The sequence below is a fragment of the Pollutimonas harenae genome, assembly GCF_004153685.1.
Classification (GTDB): domain Bacteria; phylum Pseudomonadota; class Gammaproteobacteria; order Burkholderiales; family Burkholderiaceae_B; genus Pusillimonas_C; species Pusillimonas_C harenae.
The window spans coordinates 768,837-787,023 of the sequence record NZ_SDQD01000001.1; the positions used below are offsets into that span (position 1 = coordinate 768,837).

16 protein-coding genes are annotated in these 18,187 nt (G+C 54.0%); 11 read left to right on the plus strand and 5 right to left on the minus strand.

Going from position 1 to position 18,187, the window contains the following annotated elements:
* Positions 1-94: 94 nt before the first annotated feature.
* On the plus strand, positions 95-841 hold the full coding sequence (locus ERD84_RS03630; RefSeq protein ID WP_306669547.1) for an IclR family transcriptional regulator: 747 nt from the start codon (positions 95-97) through the stop codon (positions 839-841).
* 144 nt (positions 842-985) lie between these two features.
* Here ERD84_RS03630 and yidC read toward each other — a convergent pair whose 3' ends face one another.
* From yidC to rpmH, 4 genes are all read right to left on the minus strand, one after another.
* Entirely contained in the window at positions 986-2,686 is a 1,701-nt protein-coding gene (gene yidC, locus ERD84_RS03635) for a membrane protein insertase YidC (protein WP_130038243.1), read from the minus strand.
* Between the two features lie 123 nt (positions 2,687-2,809).
* Positions 2,810-3,049 carry a membrane protein insertion efficiency factor YidD gene (gene yidD, locus ERD84_RS03640; protein ID WP_130038244.1) on the minus strand — a complete coding sequence of 80 codons (240 nt, stop codon included), beginning with the start codon at positions 3,047-3,049 and terminating at the stop codon, positions 2,810-2,812.
* Positions 3,049-3,435 (minus strand): ribonuclease P protein component, encoded by a 387-nt coding sequence (locus tag ERD84_RS03645; RefSeq protein WP_167667313.1) that lies wholly within the window; start codon positions 3,433-3,435, stop codon positions 3,049-3,051. Before ERD84_RS03645 ends, yidD begins: the two co-directional genes overlap by 1 nt.
* Positions 3,436-3,463: 28 nt before the next feature.
* Positions 3,464-3,598: a 50S ribosomal protein L34 gene (gene rpmH, locus ERD84_RS03650; protein WP_013744005.1), complete on the minus strand. Its 135-nt coding sequence runs from the start codon at positions 3,596-3,598 to the stop codon at positions 3,464-3,466.
* Between the two features lie 223 nt (positions 3,599-3,821).
* Here rpmH and dnaA point away from each other — a divergent pair, with 223 nt between their 5' ends.
* The 8 genes from dnaA (at position 3,822) to ERD84_RS03690 (ending at position 13,282) form a co-directional block, all read left to right on the plus strand.
* Entirely contained in the window at positions 3,822-5,207 is a 1,386-nt protein-coding gene (dnaA, locus tag ERD84_RS03655; RefSeq protein WP_130038246.1) for a chromosomal replication initiator protein DnaA, read from the plus strand.
* A gap of 2 nt (positions 5,208-5,209) precedes the next feature.
* Positions 5,210-6,319 (plus strand): DNA polymerase III subunit beta, encoded by a 1,110-nt coding sequence (dnaN, locus tag ERD84_RS03660; RefSeq protein ID WP_130038247.1) that lies wholly within the window; start codon positions 5,210-5,212, stop codon positions 6,317-6,319.
* A 92-nt stretch (positions 6,320-6,411) separates the two neighbouring features.
* Positions 6,412-8,862: a DNA topoisomerase (ATP-hydrolyzing) subunit B gene (gene gyrB / locus ERD84_RS03665; RefSeq protein WP_130038248.1), complete on the plus strand. Its 2,451-nt coding sequence runs from the start codon at positions 6,412-6,414 to the stop codon at positions 8,860-8,862.
* A gap of 36 nt (positions 8,863-8,898) precedes the next feature.
* Positions 8,899-9,180 (plus strand): hypothetical protein, encoded by a 282-nt coding sequence (locus ERD84_RS03670; RefSeq protein ID WP_130038249.1) that lies wholly within the window; start codon positions 8,899-8,901, stop codon positions 9,178-9,180.
* Between the two features lie 406 nt (positions 9,181-9,586).
* Positions 9,587-10,246, plus strand: a complete 660-nt coding sequence (locus ERD84_RS03675; protein ID WP_130038250.1) for a GntR family transcriptional regulator — start codon at positions 9,587-9,589, stop codon at positions 10,244-10,246.
* 70 nt (positions 10,247-10,316) lie between these two features.
* Complete coding sequence (locus ERD84_RS03680; protein ID WP_130038251.1) at positions 10,317-11,276, plus strand: Bug family tripartite tricarboxylate transporter substrate binding protein; 960 nt, start codon at positions 10,317-10,319, stop codon at positions 11,274-11,276.
* Positions 11,277-11,286: 10 nt separating this feature from the next.
* Positions 11,287-12,402 carry a TauD/TfdA family dioxygenase gene (locus ERD84_RS03685; RefSeq protein ID WP_130038252.1) on the plus strand — a complete coding sequence of 372 codons (1,116 nt, stop codon included), beginning with the start codon at positions 11,287-11,289 and terminating at the stop codon, positions 12,400-12,402.
* Positions 12,403-12,436: 34 nt separating this feature from the next.
* A complete protein-coding gene (locus ERD84_RS03690; RefSeq protein WP_130038253.1) occupies positions 12,437-13,282 on the plus strand; it encodes a fumarylacetoacetate hydrolase family protein in 846 nt (281 codons plus the stop codon).
* A 515-nt stretch (positions 13,283-13,797) separates the two neighbouring features.
* On the opposite strand, the gene ERD84_RS03695 is transcribed toward ERD84_RS03690, so the two are convergent.
* The gene (locus ERD84_RS03695; RefSeq protein WP_130038254.1) at positions 13,798-15,123 is read right to left on the minus strand and encodes a ferredoxin reductase family protein; all 1,326 of its coding nucleotides are present in this window, start codon (positions 15,121-15,123) and stop codon (positions 13,798-13,800) included.
* Positions 15,124-15,579: 456 nt separating this feature from the next.
* Here ERD84_RS03695 and ERD84_RS03700 point away from each other — a divergent pair, with 456 nt between their 5' ends.
* Together ERD84_RS03700 and ERD84_RS03705 are read left to right on the plus strand one after the other, a co-directional pair.
* On the plus strand, positions 15,580-16,536 hold the full coding sequence (locus ERD84_RS03700; RefSeq protein ID WP_167667236.1) for a Bug family tripartite tricarboxylate transporter substrate binding protein: 957 nt from the start codon (positions 15,580-15,582) through the stop codon (positions 16,534-16,536).
* Between the two features lie 28 nt (positions 16,537-16,564).
* Positions 16,565-18,187 (plus strand): amidase, encoded by a 1,623-nt coding sequence (locus tag ERD84_RS03705; RefSeq protein WP_130038256.1) that lies wholly within the window; start codon positions 16,565-16,567, stop codon positions 18,185-18,187.

Sequence of the window (18,187 nt, forward strand, 5' to 3'; positions counted from 1 at the left end):
AATTTGAACGAAATGTGCATTACATTGGCAAAATATAGACAATTTCATGAAATATACAATTCATGTTGTTCAAAATATGGACAAATAGGTGGCAATGATGGCAACTGGCGACTCAGGACCAAAAACATTCCGGCGAGGGCTACAGATCCTGGAAGCGCTATGGGCTGCGGGTGATGAAGGCCTTAGAATTACCGATATTGCCGCGCTGACGGGAATACAGCGCACAACGGTTTATCGTTTCCTGAGTGTGCTGGTCGAGCAGGGCTATGCGCTGCCTGCAGCCGATGATCGAGTATTTGTTTTTAATTATGCACACTTCGTTGGCAACCCCAACACGGCCTACAGTGTCGATCGCCTCAAGCCGGTAGTGGCGCGCATCAGTGCACAAACAGGAGATTCCTGCTTTCTGGTGCGGCGCGAAGGCGCGGATTCCTTGTGTGTACACCGTGAAGTGGGTTCTTACCCATTGCAGGTGCTGGCAGTCACCATAGGGCATACGCAGCCGCTGGGGGTGGGTGCTGCGGGGCTCGCCTTATTGGCCAATTTGCCTGGGGACGACATCCGCCAGATACTGGTTGCCAATAAGAACATACTGCCCAAGTTCGGAGGCATGACGTGTCAGCAAATGGAGAAACTGATCGAATCTACCCTGGAGCGTGGTTGGTCGGCGGTAGGCAATGCCGCAGTACCCGGTGTGCTGGGGGTAGGCGTTCCCATATTGCACCGGTCCGGCCATGCGATATTTGCCATCAGTGTCTCGAGTGTCATGGACAGAATGCCCCTGAAGCGGCAAAGATCAATTGTTGAGCTGATAAAAAAAGAGTTGGCGTCGGTGGTGTAAGCCAGCGAGCATTATTTAGTCTTCTGATGGTCCGGAACCTCGTGGCTTCATAAAAAACACCCCAAAGGTTGGATTGGTGTCCAATTTTTGGGGTGCAGTTCAAAGACGGAAGCCTTGCGGGGTGTCTTTAGTATGTAAGCGTCATCAGCGTTTGGCTGCGGCGGTTTCCTTGTCGAGCCTATGCATGATGTAGCGCTGCTGGGCAATAGACACGGCGTTGTTGACGCACCAGTAAAGCACCAGGCCGGCAGGGAAGAAGAACATCATGCCGCCAAATACCAGGGGCATGATCATCATGATCTTGGCCTGGGTAGGATCGGGTGGCGTGGGATTCAGTTTGATCTGCAGGAACATGGTGGCCATCATGAAGGCCGGCAAAATAAACCACGGATCACGTACCGAGAGATCCTGAATCCAGAGTATCCAGGGGGCGCCGCGCATTTCCACGCTACCCAACAACACCCAGTACAGTGAAATGAAGACCGGAATTTGAACCACCATGGGCAGGCAGCCACCCAAGGGATTGATTTTCTCGGTGCGATACATTTCCATCATTGCCGAGTTTAGTTTGGCCTTGTCATCGCCAAACTTTTCACGCAGGGCTTGCAGCCGTGGCGTGACCTGTTTCATTTTGGCCATCGAGCGATAGCTGGCCGCCGACAGCGGGTAGAACACCAGCTTGATCAGCAGCGTCAGTGCGACGATGGTCCAGCCCCAGTTGCCCAGCAGAGCGTGCAACCAGGTCATGATCTTGAACAGTGGCTTGGCAATAATGGTGAGCCAGCCGTAATCAACGACGAGCTCAAGCCCGGGAGCCAGTTCGCCCATGGCCTTCTGGTCTTGCGGGCCTACCCATAGGTGCGCGGGTACGCTGACATGTTCGCCCGCCTGTATGGTGCCGGCGCTTTCAATACTGCGTATGGCATAGAGATTGTTGGACAGGCTCAAGGCTTCGTTATGGCGTACTGTGCCCTGGGCAGGCACCCAGGCCGATGCAAAATAGTGCTGCACCATACCTATCCAGCCATTATCAGCTTGCTGGGTGTAGCTGGCCTTACCCTTGTCAATATCCGAGAAGGTGATCTTCTGGAATTTGTCGTCGGTCGAGTACAAGGCGGGGCCGGTAAAGGTGCTGTAGAACGAAGACGTATCGGATGGGTCATTGCCATCACGTACCAACTGCAAATACAGCGAGGGTGTAATGGGCTCTGTACCCAGGTTGTAGATATCGTGCTTGACGTCAATGTCGTAGCGGCTCTTGTGCAGGGTGTAGGTCTTGACTACCTTGACGCTATCGGCCTGAGCTTCGAAGACGACGTCCAGCGTATCGCCAGTGAGATTGGTTTCTGACGAAACCAGCTTGAAAGGCGTCAAGTGGGTGGGGTAGCTCTGCCCGCTGGGTGCACCGATGACGCCGGTTTGTGCCAGATAGGTAGACGTGCTGGAGTTATCGAGCAGGATCATGGGTTGATCCTTGCTGCCCGGTGCAGTGTACTTGACCAGTTCGGCCTTGACCAACTGGGCACCCATCGTGTCGAAAGTCAGGTCGTAGACATCGGTGGTCACGTTGACCTTCTGTGATGTCGCAAGCTGCTCGGGTGTGCTGTCGGACGGTACGGTTTCGTTGCCGGATGGTGCTGCGGCCGCTGTGCTGGGAGCGGCGTTGGGAACGCTGGCGTCGGCAGCGGGGGCGGGCGCCGGTGTTGGCGCCTCGGCTGTTTGCGTGGCGGTTGAGCCAGAGCCTCCAAACAAGGACGGCTTGCCGTTATGCACTTGCCAGTTATTCCATAGCAGCAAGAGCGAAAGAGAGAAAATCATCCAGAGGACGGTGCGTCGGATATCCATAGCGCCTGTTTTTGAGTTAAAGCGGAGCAAAAGCCCAACAGTTTAACGTAGCCCAGCTGAACGTCAGATGAGCGTGAATGGGTACAAAAGAGCAACCCCGAACTTGTACACGCTTTCGGCAATTCATGGGTGCCGATGCGGGTGTCGAGGTTCGGGCACGGGGTCGTATCCACCCGCGCACCACGGTTGGCAGCGTGCGATACGGCGGGTTGCCAGCCATAGGCCTTTCAGGGCCCCGTGTATTTCTATCGCTTCAATAGCGTACTGCGAACACGTGGGCGTAAAGCGACAGCTCCTGCCCACCCACGGGCTTAAAACATACTGGTAGAACCGGATAGGCGCGATGAGCAGGGTTTTGATCATCACAGTGCCCGGGCTAGCAGTTGGTCGACTTCGTCGCGCACCTGCTTCTTGAGCAAGGACAGGCTGACGGGAGCAACCCTGGAATGTAACCTGAACACCAGATCGCGAGGAGGCAATGCATGCCGCTTGTTGCGAAAGGCCTCGCGTATGACGCGCTTGATGGCATTGCGGGTGACGGACTGCGGCGCAAACCGCTTGGCGATGATCAAACCCAGCCTTGCATCGGGTGCCACTGAACCGGCCGCAACGTCGCGAGGCGTGGTTACAACAAACAACGCCCCTCTGGCAAGGCGCCGGCCTTTCAGGGCTAGCGCATATTCCGAGGGGCGGTGCAAGCGGGCCGCGGCAGGAAACGTGGCTCGCGTCGAGGCTGTTTCACCCACCATGGGGCCAGCCAGGCTTTCAGCGGCGGGCTTAAACAGCCAGCTGCTTACGGCCTTTTGCGCGGCGCGCATTGATGACGGCACGGCCGCCGCGGGTTTTCATGCGGATGCGAAAACCGTGGGTGCGCTTGCGGCGGGTAACTGAAGGCTGAAAAGTGCGTTTCATGGATAATCCAAATAAAAGAGCTGCCAAAACCGGCGGCCAGCACCATGGGTGGGCCAACGACTGCAGGTTTTGGTGTTGAAAATTCGGTGTACAGCCCGCCATTTCATCAAATTTTTGGTGTTTAGTCAAATGCTTAGCATAAATACGGGGTGGCCCACCTGTCCTGCCTGTGGATAACTAGGGCACCATCAGGGTAGAATCGAGGTTTACAGAAGTGGTGGACATGAAAGATTTTTGGCAGACTTGCGTCCAGCGACTGGAGCAGGACCTACCTCCGCAGCAAATAAGTGCCTGGATACGCCCCTTGGTTCCCCTTGCGTTCGACGAAACGCAGGCGGTGCTACGTGTTTCTGCGCCTAATCGTTTCAAGCTCGACTGGGTGCGCAAAAACTTTTCCCACAAAATAGAAACATTGGCCACCGAGTGGTACGAACGGCCTGTGCAGGTATCGTTCGAGCTGGCTGGCGCTGGTGCACGCGCTGTTCCTGTTCGGACAGCCACGCCCAATGCTGCCCCGGCACCCACCGGGCCCGCTGTTACCGGAGCTCCCGCCGCACCTGCCGCCGTCGAGCAAGTGATGCACGACCGGTCACGCCTGAATACCGACCTGACTTTCGATAACTTCGTAACGGGTAAGGCCAATCAACTGGCGCGCGCTGCCGCCTTGCAGGTCGCTGAAAACCCAGGTGTTTCCTACAACCCATTGTTTCTATACGGCGGGGTGGGCCTGGGTAAAACGCACCTTATCCATGCCATTGGCAATACATTGCTGGCCAATGGCACCGGAACACGGGTTCGTTACGTGCATGCCGACCAGTACGTGTCCGATGTGGTCAAGGCATACCAGCGCAAGGCATTCGACGAATTCAAGCGTTATTACCATTCGCTCGATTTGTTGCTGATTGACGACATTCAGTTTTTTGCCGGCAAGAATCGCACCCAGGAAGAGTTCTTCTATGCGTTCGAGGCCATGGTGGCGCAGCGCAAGCAAATCATCATCACCTCCGATACCTATCCCAAAGAACTGGCCAACATCGACAGCCGCCTGATCTCCCGCTTTGATTCCGGTCTGACCGTCGCCATCGAACCGCCCGAACTCGAAATGCGGGTAGCCATTTTGCTGCACAAGGCCCATACCGAAGGGGTGACCATGCCCGAAGAGGTCGCCTTCTTTATTGCCAAGCATCTGCGCAGCAATGTGCGCGAACTGGAAGGCGCGCTGCGCAAAGTGTCTGCCTACGCTCGCTTCCACGGGCGCGAAGTATTGACGGTTGATGTCTGTAAAGATGCCCTGAAGGATTTGTTGTCGGTCTCCAACGGACAAATCACGGTTGAAAACATACAAAAAACCGTTGCCGACTTCTACAAAATCAAGGTGGCCGACATGTATTCCAAACGACGGCCCGCCAACATTGCCATGCCGCGTCAGGTGGCCATGTACCTGGCCAAAGAACTGACGCAAAAAAGCCTGCCCGAGATCGGCGATTTGTTCGGCGGCCGGGATCACACCACAGTGCTGCATGCCGTGCGTAAAATCTCTGACGCCCGATCCAAGCAGACTGAGCTCAACCACGCACTACACGTACTAGAACAAACCTTAAAAGGATAACCATGCAACTCGTACAAGCGACTCGTGATGCATTGCTCAAGCCGTTATCGACCGTAGCGGGCATCGTTGAACGAAGAAACACGCTGCCTATACTGGCCAATATTCTGCTGCGCAAAGAAGGCAATAGCGTGGCATTCATTGCGACCGATCTCGAGGTACAAATTACGACGCATGCCGAGTTTGGGGTGGGCAACGACAACGAGTCGACCACCGTTGCCGCACGCAAGTTGCTGGATATTCTGCGCGCCTTGCCTGATTCAGGCGACATCAAGCTGGGGCTGGCCAGCTCCAAATTGTCGGTACAGTCGGGCAAAAGTCGTTTTGCGCTACAGACGCTGGGTGCTGCCGAGTTCCCTACCCTGGCCCAGCCCGAGAAATGGGATGTCTCGTTTTCATTGCCGCAAAAAACACTGAAGCATTTGTTCAACATGGTGCACTTTGCCATGGCTCAGCAAGACATACGTTATTACCTGAACGGCCTGCTGTTTGTCTTCGAACCGGGGTTTGTGCGTGCCGTGGCCACTGATGGCCACCGGTTGGCCCACAGCGGCACCGTAGTCGAAGGTATAGAAAGCAAGCACGATGTCATTGTGCCGCGCAAGACCGTCCTTGAAATGCAGCGCTTGCTTGGCGATACCGACGAGCCTGTATCCATCGATGTGGCCACCGGCCAGATTCGTTTCCGTTTTGGTGACGTCGAGCTGGTATCCAAGCTGGTCGAAGGCAAGTTCCCCGACTTTACGCGTGTCATTCCCAGCAATTACACCCGGCACTTCACCGTCAATCGTGAAATCCTGCAAGGCAGCTTGCAGCGTGCCGCCATTCTTACCACCGACAAGCTCAAGGGCGTGCGTGTGCAGCTGTCCGACAACCAGCTGAAGATATCGTCCTCTAATGCCGAGCAGGAAGAGGCTCAGGAAGAAATCGATATCGACTATGCCCACGAGCCGCTTGATGTAGGCTTTAACGTCAGCTATTTGCTCGATGTCCTGGCCAACGTCAAGACCGAAACCATACAGTGGTCGGTGCAGCCCGATGTCAATGCATCGGCGCTGATCACGTCGCCAGAAGACGACCAATTCAAATATGTCGTCATGCCGATGCGCATCTGAGCTTCTGTAATGTCGCGTTGAACGAAGTGTGCCTGGGCCACCCGCCTGGGGCACCTCATAGCCGCAAGGCGTATATAAGGTTTTCATAAACTATGTCAGATCAAACCACGAATGTCGCTGCAACCGGATACGGTGCGGACTCCATCAAAATGCTCAAGGGGCTAGAGGCTGTACGCAAGCGCCCGGGCATGTACATTGGCGACACCTCCGACGGAACCGGCCTGCATCATATGGTTTTCGAAGTCGTCGATAACGCCATCGACGAAGCATTGGCCGGTTATTGCGATGATATCGTCGTAACCATCCACGCAGATAACAGTATTTCGGTCAGCGATAACGGGCGAGGCATTCCCACCGATATCCACAAAGACGATGAGTTCGGTCGCAGTGCAGCCGAGATCGTCATGACCGAGCTGCATGCCGGCGGCAAGTTTGATCATAATTCGTACAAGGTATCAGGCGGCCTGCATGGTGTGGGCGTATCGTGCGTGAATGCACTGTCCCAATGGTTGCGCCTGTCGATTTCCCGCAATGGGCAAGTCCACGAAATGGAGTTCCGGCGCGGCGAGCGCGTCGAGCCCCTGGCAGTCACCGGCTCCACCGATGTCTCGGGTACGCGCGTACAGTTTCTGGCCGACGACGAAATCTTCGAGAACATTGAGTACAGTTATGAAATCCTGGCCAAGCGCCTGCGCGAACTGTCTTTCCTGAACAATGGCGTAAAAATTCGCCTGATCGACGAGCGCAACGACAAGGAAGAAAACTTCGCCTTTCTGGGCGGCGTCAAAGGCTTTGTCGAATACATCAATCGCGCCAAGACGGTATTGCATGGCAATGTGTTTTCGGTCAGTACTGAATCCACAGTGGGCGACACCGCCATTGGTGTCGACGTGGCCATGCAATGGAACGACAGCTATAGCGAAACGGTGTTGTGCTTCACCAATAATATTCCGCAACGCGATGGTGGTACCCACCTGACTGGCTTGCGTGCAGCCATGACACGGGTACTGAACAAGTACATCGCCGATAACGAATTGGCCAAGAAAGCCAAGGTTGACACCACTGGCGACGACATGCGTGAAGGACTGGCTTGCGTGCTGTCGGTAAAAGTACCCGAGCCTAAATTCAGCAGCCAGACCAAAGATAAACTGGTGTCGAGCGAAGTGCGTCCTGCAGTAGAAGAGGCCGTGGCCCGCACGCTGGAAACTTGGTTGCTTGAAAATCCCAACGATGCCAAAGCTCTGTGCAACAAGGTGATAGAGGCCGCGCGTGCCCGCGATGCCGCCCGCAAGGCGCGCGAAATGACACGCCGTAAAAGCGTGCTTGAAGGGGCCGGTCTGCCAGGCAAACTGGCAGACTGCCAGGAAAAAGATCCCGCCCTGTGCGAAATCTATATTGTTGAGGGTGACTCGGCAGGCGGCTCGGCCAAACAAGGCCGTGACCGTAAATTCCAGGCCATTCTGCCTTTGCGCGGCAAAGTGCTGAATGTAGAAAAGGCACGTTTCGACCGCCTGATCTCCAGTGAACAAATCACCACCCTGATTACCGCGCTGGGCACCAGCATAGGGCCCGACTTCAACATAGACAAGCTGCGCTATCACCGCATCATCATCATGACCGACGCCGACGTCGATGGCGCGCACATCCGTACCCTGCTGCTGACTCTGCTGTATCGTCAGATGCCTGAGCTGGTCGAGCGTGGTCACGTGTATATTGCACAGCCCCCGTTGTACAAGGTCAAGGTAGGCCGTGAAGAGCGTTACCTGATCGACGCTGCCGAAGAAGCCCAGTTCATGCTGCAGGTAGCCCTGAAAGACGCAGTCCTGACCGTCAAGGAAGGCGCCGAACCCATCTCGGGCGATGCACTGGCAGAGCTGGCACGTCAATACATATTGGCAGATTCGGTGATCAATCGCCTGTCGCGCTCCCTGGATATCGAAGCCCTGTCGGCCATGGCTGAAGGGGTGGAAATCAATCTGACGGACGCCGACCAGGCTGCCGCTTCGGCCGAGCGCTTGTTCAAGGCAGTCGATGATCCTGCTGTGCCCAATGGCGTTACGGTAAGCGTGGAAGCCAATGAAGAAGGCGATGCATGGCGTCTGATATTGAATCGCATGCATCATGGCAACGTTCGGGTCAGCGTCTTTGACCGGGGCTTTGTACGCAGTGCCGATTACGCTGTGCTGGCCAAGGCAGCCCAAACCTTTACCGGCCTTATGGGACCGGGTGCGCAAATCGCACGTGGCGAGGGCGACCGGCGCAAAGAAAAATACATTTCGGATTTCCGCGAAGCCATGCAGTTTCTGCGTAGCGAAGCCGACCGCAGCATCAGCAAACAGCGCTACAAAGGCCTGGGCGAGATGAATCCGCAACAGCTATGGGAAACCACCATGGATCCGACGGTTCGCCGTTTGTTGCGTGTGCAAATCGAAGACGCCATCGCGGCCGACGAGATCTTTACCACGCTGATGGGTGACAACGTCGAGCCACGCAGGGCGTTCATAGAAACGCATGCACTGCAGGCGGGGAATATTGACGTTTGATTTTGTTTGTAGGTGAACCCATAAGTTGAGAAGCTTATGGGTCACTTGCTTTTTATTGATATTCTCTATGCGGGACTGCCAGGCCAGCAAGGTAGAGTGGTGCTTCCACAGCATTTGCTCGAGTTTGGACAAACGTACATTCCCTTGGCTAGTCTTGCGAAAACCATGAACCCCAAGGCATCCGCATTAGCTCGTAACATGCAAGGCGAGGTGGAGCTTGTTGGTGCTTTGTCTCTTCCAAACGGGCTACGGCGAGGCGGCTTGATTCGAGTTGCGGATTTGGGACGTATGGCAGTAGCCCAGGCTGCTAAGGGATAACCCAAGCCCGAGCGCCATGGCCAATGCGGACGTGGAGGTCTTTAAAGTCTGGCCGACGTTCTCAGACCAGAAGCCGTTTATCGAGGTTATGACCGCCGACAAGTTGATCACACTGCAAACGCGGGATCCGGCGCACTTTAAAGTACACCGCTTGAAACTATTTGAAGGCCGGATCAACAGTAGCTGACCCTGTAAGCCACGGCTCTATTGTTTCAATCCAGGCTTATCAAGACGACGATATCGCACGCTTCAAAAAGACCCTGTAACGAATAGCGACTTTCCCGAAGTTGACAATACACATTTGAAAGAACTAAATTGAATTCAAATCGAATTCAAATCGAATTCAATTTAGTTCTTTTAGTCCTGAAATGCGTATAGGCCAGCCTATGGCCCTAAAAATCAGCACATGAAAACCAATCCGAACGACAACGTTAGCAGGGCCTACAACTATATCCGTGAAAAGATTCTGGATAGGGTTTACCTACCTGGTGAGCGCCTAATCGGCAGCGAGATCGCCGAAGCGCTTGGTTCCAGCCGCACTCCCGTGCGCGAAGCTTTTGCACAGCTTGAGCAGAACGGACTGGTGGAAAAAACCGGTTGGGGCTTTACGGTACGAAGCATGACGCTAAAGGACATCGAAGACCTTTTTGATGTTCGTGAAATCCTGGAGCTTAAAGCGGCCCGCAAGGCTCTGGCTTATGCGGATGATGCATGGGTCGCCTCGCTGCAAACGATAGTCGCCAAGTCAGGAAAACTGGTCCGGGATGGTCGGCCGGTGGAATCCATACGTATGGCACGCAGTGTGTACACATCAATTGCCGAACGCGCCAACAATCGCGTGCTCAGCACAATGTTGGCGGGTATTAGCGACCAGATTCAACTTGTAGGAGGCATACTGGTATGGCGCTTGCCTTGGCGTGCCGAAGAAGTATTTCAAGAGAATCAGGACATAGTCAGTGCATTTGCCCAACGTGATGCAGATCGCGTGGTGACCGCAGTACGCCGCCATATTCTACGCAGCCGTGTGCTGCACCTTTCGAATAAGGAAGGAATACGCGCCACCTAAGCGCCAAGTCAGCTCACAAACAGAACAAGAACATCTAACAATTCTTTCCAGCAACCAAAGGAGAAACCAAATGAAGTTACTACATGTAGCCACGCTCGCAGCGGCTATTGCTGCAGGTCCAGCATACGCCGCCTTTCCTGAAAAGCCGGTGCATTTGGTCGTGCCTCTGGCCCCAGGCGGCACTACAGACATCGTTTCACGGTTACTGGCCGAGAAAATGCAGCAGGCATTAGGCCAGCCAATCGTGATCGAAAACAGGGCGGGCGCCGGAGGCACCATCGCGTCCAATTATGTCGCCAACGCAACACCAGATGGCTACACCATTCTAATGGGCACCGTAGGAACGATGGCGGTAGCTCCCGCCATGTATGGTTCCTTGCCCTATGATCCGGCTACCGCCTTCGAGTCAATATCGATGGTCAACACCGGGCAATTTGTTCTAGTGGTGAATCCGGAAGTCAAGGCGAAGACATTGCCAGAACTGATCGCGCTAGCGCGTGAAAACCCAGGCAAAATCAACTACGGCTCTGCCGGCAATGGCAGCACGCTGCATCTTGGCATGGAAATGCTCAAACAGCGTGCTGATATAGACATGGTGCATGTACCGTATAAGGGTAGCGGCCCCCTGGTGAGCGCACTGGTGGGCGGCGAAGTACAGGTGGGTATACCCGATATTCCTTCGGCTCTGTCCTTTATCGAGGCCGGCCGACTACGACCCCTGGCCGTCACGGGTGCAGAGCGCGCAAGCTTTGCACCAAACATACCCACAATAGCTGAAGAGGGCTTTAAGGACTTCAACGTGTCAGTATGGCTAGGGCTGCTGGCTCCCAAGGGTACGCCTCAGGCAGTCATAGACAAATTGAACGCCGCCGTCCATACCGCATTGTCAGATGAAGCCTTGCGTCAGAAATTGTCTGAGCTTGATTCTCAACCCAAGCCAAGCAGCCCCGACGAATTCACCGCCTTTGCTAAGAGTGAACGTGAAAAATGGAAGCAAATCGTCGACACCGCTGGCGCTCGTATTCAATAAGGAGCAATACATGAGCACTCAAACGTTGAACAAACGACCACCTTTTCAGTCATCCAGCTATCAAGCCAGCTCCTTACGGCCCAGACGCCTGGAATTGATACACGATGAGAGCGCTTGGAATGCCAGCACTTACCAAGGCAGCGATGCCTGGATCCGTCACCTGACTGCTGAGCACTTAGGTGAAATCGATAGCGCTATCAACAAACTGGTAAACCAAGGCCGCACGCTAGATACCGTAACGCAAAAAGACTTCAAAGCAGACTCGTTTGCAGCCTTCCTAAAAGACTTTAGCGATAACGACGTTGGCAAGCGTGGCTTTGGCATGATTCGGGGTTTTCCGGCTGCCGACTACAGTACAGAACAAGTAGAAATGTTCTTTTGGGGTCTGGGTACTCTTATGGGGAAATGCGTGTCGCAGAACGCGGCAGGGCATCGCCTTGGCCATGTACGTGACCAAGGCCTGAACTACGACGCGCTAAATGTACGTGGCTATCAGACGCGTGCCCATCTGCCCTTTCATTGCGATCCATCTGATGTCGTCGGATTGCTCTGCTTTAACAAGGCAGTGGAAGGTGGGCTCAGCTCCGTTGTTAGCGGCATTACCATGTATAACGAGATACTGCGCGAGCGTCCACAATACCTGGACCTGTTGCATAGGGGCTTTGTTTACGACCGGCGCGGAGAAGAGACCGAGTATCAGGGCGCCCTGAGCGATTACGTACCGGTTTTCGGCTATTTTGGTGGTGATTTAAGCATACGCTATGTACGCAAGTCCATGGAAACTGCTCAAGAGAAACTCGGTATAGATTTCACGGATGAAGAGTACGAGGTACTTGACTACATGGAGCAATTATCCAAACGGGAAGACCTGGTGTATTCCATGATGATGGAACCCGGAGACATGCAGTTCTGCAACAACTATCTGGTATTGCATTCCAGGACAGACTACCAAGATCACGAAGAGCTCGAGAAAAAACGGCATATGCTACGGCTATGGGTGCAAATCCCAGGCATACGCCAGCTGGCGCCAGAATTCATTGAACTGGATGAGCGATCGGGCTGGAGTCGGCGCGAAGGTATCCCCGCCAAAGGTGCGCCCGCTCCCAAAGACCTGGAAACCGCATGACACACCCTCTTATCATCAACTACAAGGCAAACACATGAAGTTAGTTCGTTTTGGCGCGTCCGGCGCCGAGAAACCCGGCTTGTTCGATGCACAAGGTGTATTGCGCGACCTCTCAGGGGCTGTACCCGACATCGACAGCGCTCTGCTTGCACAAGACGGGCTTAAGAAGCTCACCTCCCTTAAGCCTGAAGATCTACCTGTGGTAGAAGGCGAACCACGCATCGGGCCCTGCGTGGGCAAGATCGGCAAGATAGTATGCGTGGGGCTGAACTATTCAGACCATGCCAAGGAATCCGGCGCCGCAACCCCAACGGAACCCATACTGTTTCTTAAGCCGTCCTCTTCCATCTGCGGCCCTTATGATGGTGTGGAGATCCCACGAGGCAGCGAAAAAACAGACTGGGAAGTGGAACTCGGTGTGGTTATTGGCCGGCGCGCCAAGTATGTAGATGAAGCCAAGGCACTGGATTATGTAGCCGGTTATTGCCTGGTCAACGATGTATCGGAGCGGGCCTATCAGCTTGAACGCCTCGGCCAGTGGGACAAGGGCAAGGGCCACGACACATTTGCACCCATCGGTCCCTGGCTGGTCACCCGCGACGAAGTGCCAAACCCTCAAGCCTTGCGGCTTTGGACTGAAGTGAATGGCAAACGTTACCAGGATGGCTCCACGGCAAATATGATCTTCGACGTTAAAACCTTGATCTGCTATATTTCAAAGTTCATGACACTTGAGCCCGGTGACATCATCTCGACGGGCACGCCTGCGGGAGTCGGCATGGGACAATCGCCTGTGCTTTACCTGCGCGAGGGGGATGTTATGAAGTTGGGTATACAAGGTCTTGGTGAACAGCAGCAACGCTGTATCGCGCCCACCTGACCTGCTCGGATGATGGTTTATCCGGCGCGCGCACAAATCCGCCAGTAATGGATGCATTGCTTTCTAAGCAATAAAGTGTTGTGTATTGTCTTACTGTTTCCGGGTACGAGGAAGTTGGAGTTCAACGGGAGCCTGAACGAGAGGGTGGAAAGCGACCACGGCATGAATATGGCTCCTATTTAACTTCTTAAGTCATACTGCAGATTCTAAGATGCGGGCCTGAGACGCATGTGATGGATACACCCAGAGAGGGCGTTTTCTAATGACTTGAGAGGCCACCGATTTTGGAAGAGATCCGCAACTTATGGGTCCACTTATCGTGTAAACCATTGATATGTATAGGGGTGGTTTCTCACATTATGGGTTCACCTACATGTTTGATGCCTTTCGGATGTAGAAAAATATTTCTTTAAAGGCTGGAATAGTCTGACTTCTCTATTGTTTGCTTAGCGACTGATTTGGGTTGGAGGCTCAGCCTTCTTTAGAGGGTTCTTTTGTGAATCAGTGCGAGCGTGTCAGCGCATCTGGAACAGCTCGCGATGGAAGGCGTCAGGGGCCAGGCCCCAGCGCTGCATATTAGCCTGTATGGTATCGCCCATGCCCAGTGGGCCACAGAACCAGATGCTGGCGGACTTCCAGTCGGGTAACAGGTCCCGGACCACTTCGCCCGTCAGGCGTGGATCCCGGCCATTGATGTGGATGTGCAGCGTGACCCCGGCCGCCTGCGCAAACCCCTCGACCTGCTGTACAAAGACAGGATCCGGCAACTGTGTGACGTAGAACAGGTCGATTTTTCGGTTGTCGGGCGTGATGGCCAGCGCCTGCATGCGCGCAATGAAGGGGGTGATGCCGATGCCAGCTCCGATCCAGATCTGCCGCTGTTGAGGCCCATCGAACTGGAAGGTGCCATAAGGGCCTTCCACCGTTGCTTTCCCGCCCTCGAGCAGAAGATCCGGCAGACGTTTCGTGTAGTCGCCTACCCCCTTAATGAGAAAATACAGGCTGTCGTCGCCTGACCAGGCGGATGAGATCGTGAAGGGATGTGCGCCTTCGCGCGGATCGAAGGTGACAAATGCGAACTGTCCCGACTTGTGGCCGGGCCAGGGTTGCTCCAGGTGTAGCACCACCTTCAGCACGTGATTCTCGCGAAAACGCGTCAACTGGATGATGCGCGCCATCACGCGGTGCTTGCGCCCGATATGACCAAACAGGCCAATCATTGCACCCGCCGCACAGCCGGCAACCAACACCAGCGTCAGCCACCCAACGGGCCGGGCCCAGTCAGCGTACTCGGTGAGTATTAATGCATGCCAGCAGAACACCAGTGCTACCACGGCCATCAAGCGATGCGTGTTGCGGAAATACCGATAGGGAATTCTGTGAATCAAGGCGATGGCCACCAGGATCAGCAGCGCATAGAAAGCCCATTCGCCCATGGTTTCCGCCAGGCCGCGCTGCTGGCGTATGGTCGCTTCAAGACCGAAAAGTTCGGCACGCGGCCCCTTTGGCGGGCGCACCACCCACCCCCAATCCACGGCCCACTTGGGCGCTTTGATCCATAACCAATGCGCCACCCCCATCAGCAGAACGGTGACCCCCAGCCATTTGTGTAGACGGTACATTTTGTCTAGTCCGCCCAGTGGAGGCTCCACCGTCACCGGGCGTAGCGACAAGATGACCGCAACCGCCATGGCCACAAACGCCAACAAACCCGTGAGAAGTACCCATTCGTGGCGCATGGCGAAGAGTTCACGCAACCCTAGGATTTGTGGATGCGCGGACAGCCACAGCGCGGTCACCAGCATCAGGCCAAAGCCGCAAACCCACCGTATTCTTGTCATGGAAACACCTTTGAAAATAGCCTGTAATCAACGATCCGCTGAGTGTGCGTGTTCGGATAATCGTGAACATCCATCCCGGCATCGCGACCGGCTCATCCCCATGGTGCACGGCCCTTTAAATAATCATAACCAACGATGTGTCGCAGGACATTGCGCAAGATCATATTACCGGCCGATCCGTCTATGAGACGACGGACGGCTTTCCTATTCTGTTTAAAAGAGTGTAAGCACCAGCACTGTCCGATTCCCTATGCGTTCGCAATATGTCCAGCTTGTGAACAAAGCGGCTTGCCAATATAAGTGCCTGCCTTGAATATGTTGCGAACTGATGGATATGGTTGTTCAAGAGATAAGAAAAACACAATAGATACTTGCTTCCATCGTCATAGATATAGCAGCTACTTAGGAGAGTTTGATATGTGGAGTTACAGCAGAATTACGTCGATGGTTGGCACAATGGCCATGACGGTTGGTCTGACATGCGCTATGCCTGCTCATGCAGAAGAAAAATGGCCGGAACGTCCTGTCAATATCATTGTGGCATTTGCGCCTGGTGGCTCAACTGATACTTTGGCAAGAAAACTCGCGCAAGAATTGTCCGAGAAATATGGGGAGACATTTTTAGTAGAGAACAAGCCAGGGGCCGGCGGAAATATTGGTACGGCTTACGTTGCCCGAGCAAAAGCCGATGGATATACCTTATATCTGGGAACGGTAGCATCACACGGGGTTGCGCCAAATTTGTATAAAGACCCGGGTTATGACCCCATCAAAGATTTCACACTTATTGGAACGATTTCAGCTAGTCCACAAATTGTCGTTGTGAATAAGGACTCTCCCATTAAGACCATTGAGGACTTGGTCCGTCATGGCAAGACAGACAATGCTAATTTTGCTTCTTCGGGAAGTGGTACGACCATTCATTTGGCTGGCGAGTTGTTCAACATAAAGGCAGGGACGAAGATGGAACATGTTCCCTTCTCGGGAAGTGGGCCTGCAGTAAATGCCTTATTGGGTGGTCATGTGGATGTTTTGTTTGACGATATGCCGTCGTCCACTCCTCATGTAAAAGCGGGGAACTTACGTGCACTGGCTGTAACAGGCACTGAGCGGCTCGCTCTATTCCCTGACTTGCCAACACTTTCCGAGGCTGGTGAACCATATGGCCTGAAAGGCTTTGATGTTTCGGCTTGGTTCTTTCTTGGTGCACCGAAAGGCATACCGGAGGAAATTGCAAACTCTCTGAACAAGACACTGAATGAAATTCTGGCCGAAGACACTATGAAGAAATTTGTTGGAGACCTAGGAGCGAAACCATTGCCCAAGACCCGGCAACAAACCGAGGAGTTCATTACCGGTGAATTGAAAAAATGGGATGAAGTGATTACGGCAGGCAATATACAAAAGTTATAAGTTTCAACTACCACTGTTAATCAATTCAATGCGCATCGAGGAAAGCCAAGTGGGTGCTTCAGCAAATGAAGGCGATAGTTCCATCATGAAATGGCAGGGTATCGTCAAAAGCCTAGCATCAGAGACCAATACTCATTTTGGTTTGGTACCTGTTTCTATGGCTCAGGCGCTACATGCGACGGCCCAGCCTGAGTCCGGCAAGGCCTTGGCAGAAGGGCAACCCGCGCATGCGGCTGAGTTCGAGTGGGATGACTGGTGGGCAAAACGAGAGCGGCTGGCTGATCAGTCAATCACTGTGCAGGAGTTGGCGCAGGCTTCGCTGGATCGCCTGGAGCAAGTACACGCAGCCACCAATGCGTGCATTGAGGTGCTGCATGATTCGGCCATGCAGCAAGCTCGCCGGCTCGATGCGCGGCTGGCTTCCGGGGAAACCTTGGGCTTGCTTGGTGGCATGCCGCTCGCGCATAAAGACCTATTGCATTGGCCGCAGCGGGAGGTAGGCTGTGGCATGGCTGGCCCACTTGGTTTGGCATCGGCAGGCGCAAAGGTTCTTCAACTTTTCCAGGATGAGGATGCATTGAATCTGGCTCGGCTCCAGATGACTGAGTTGGCGTTCGACCCATCAGGGGCCAATGAAATGGCTGGTCATTGTCGTAACCCTTGGTCCACCGAATACATTCCCGGAGGTTCATCAAGTGGATCGGCTGCGGTGGTCGCTGCTGGTGCCGTTGATGGTGCAATTGGCAGTGATACCGGTGGCTCCATTCGTATCCCTTCGGTCTTGTGTGGTGTTACAGGCCTGAAGCCTACATTTGGATTAGTTAGCCGTACGGGTGCAATGAGCTTAAGTTTTAGCAATGATCACCTTGGCCCGATCGCTCGTAGCGCACGTGATTGCGCTCTGATGCTGCAGGCAATTGCGGTGCATGATATGGCTGATGCCGGCAGTGTCCCAGCGCCCTATAGAGGGCGCTATACCAGCAGCCTGGAGGCTTCGGTTCGCGGACTGCGTATTGGAATTCCAGGTTCCTATTTTTCATCCGGACTGCATCCTGATGTGCAAGCCATGGTACAGAGAAATCTTGAATTGTTCCGTCAGCTTGGTGCGGAGATTCATGAAGTACCGGATTTCCCATACGATGATGTGAATGCCCTGGCCATCCTGGTGATTCGTGCTGAGGCGGCGGCTATGTTTCACAATCTATTTCAGCCGAACGCGTCCAAGGTCGGGGAGTTTACATATTCGCGTTTGAAAGAAGGGGTGCCCATTCCTGCTGAGTTGTATTTACGGGCACTGGCGCTACGAGGGCCTCTACTGATGCGTTTTTCGCAGACAGTCATGGCTAATGTTGATGTTCTCCTGGCACCAGTATTTCCTCTTGCTACGCCTCGCATTGCCGATTTTGATGAAATCCATGATCAGTCTCAGTTTTTACGTGGCGAACTGACACGTTTGACGAGGCCGTTGAATTTCTTGGGCTTACCAACTTTGGCGTTACCTGGAGGCGTATGCGAAACGGCGGATGCTCGGGAACATTTACCGACAGGTTTTCAGCTTATTGGCCGTCCATATAGCGAGTCGTTGCTGTTACGGATGGGACATGCATTCCAAAAGGCCACAGACTGGCACTTAAGAAGGCCATCTTTATAG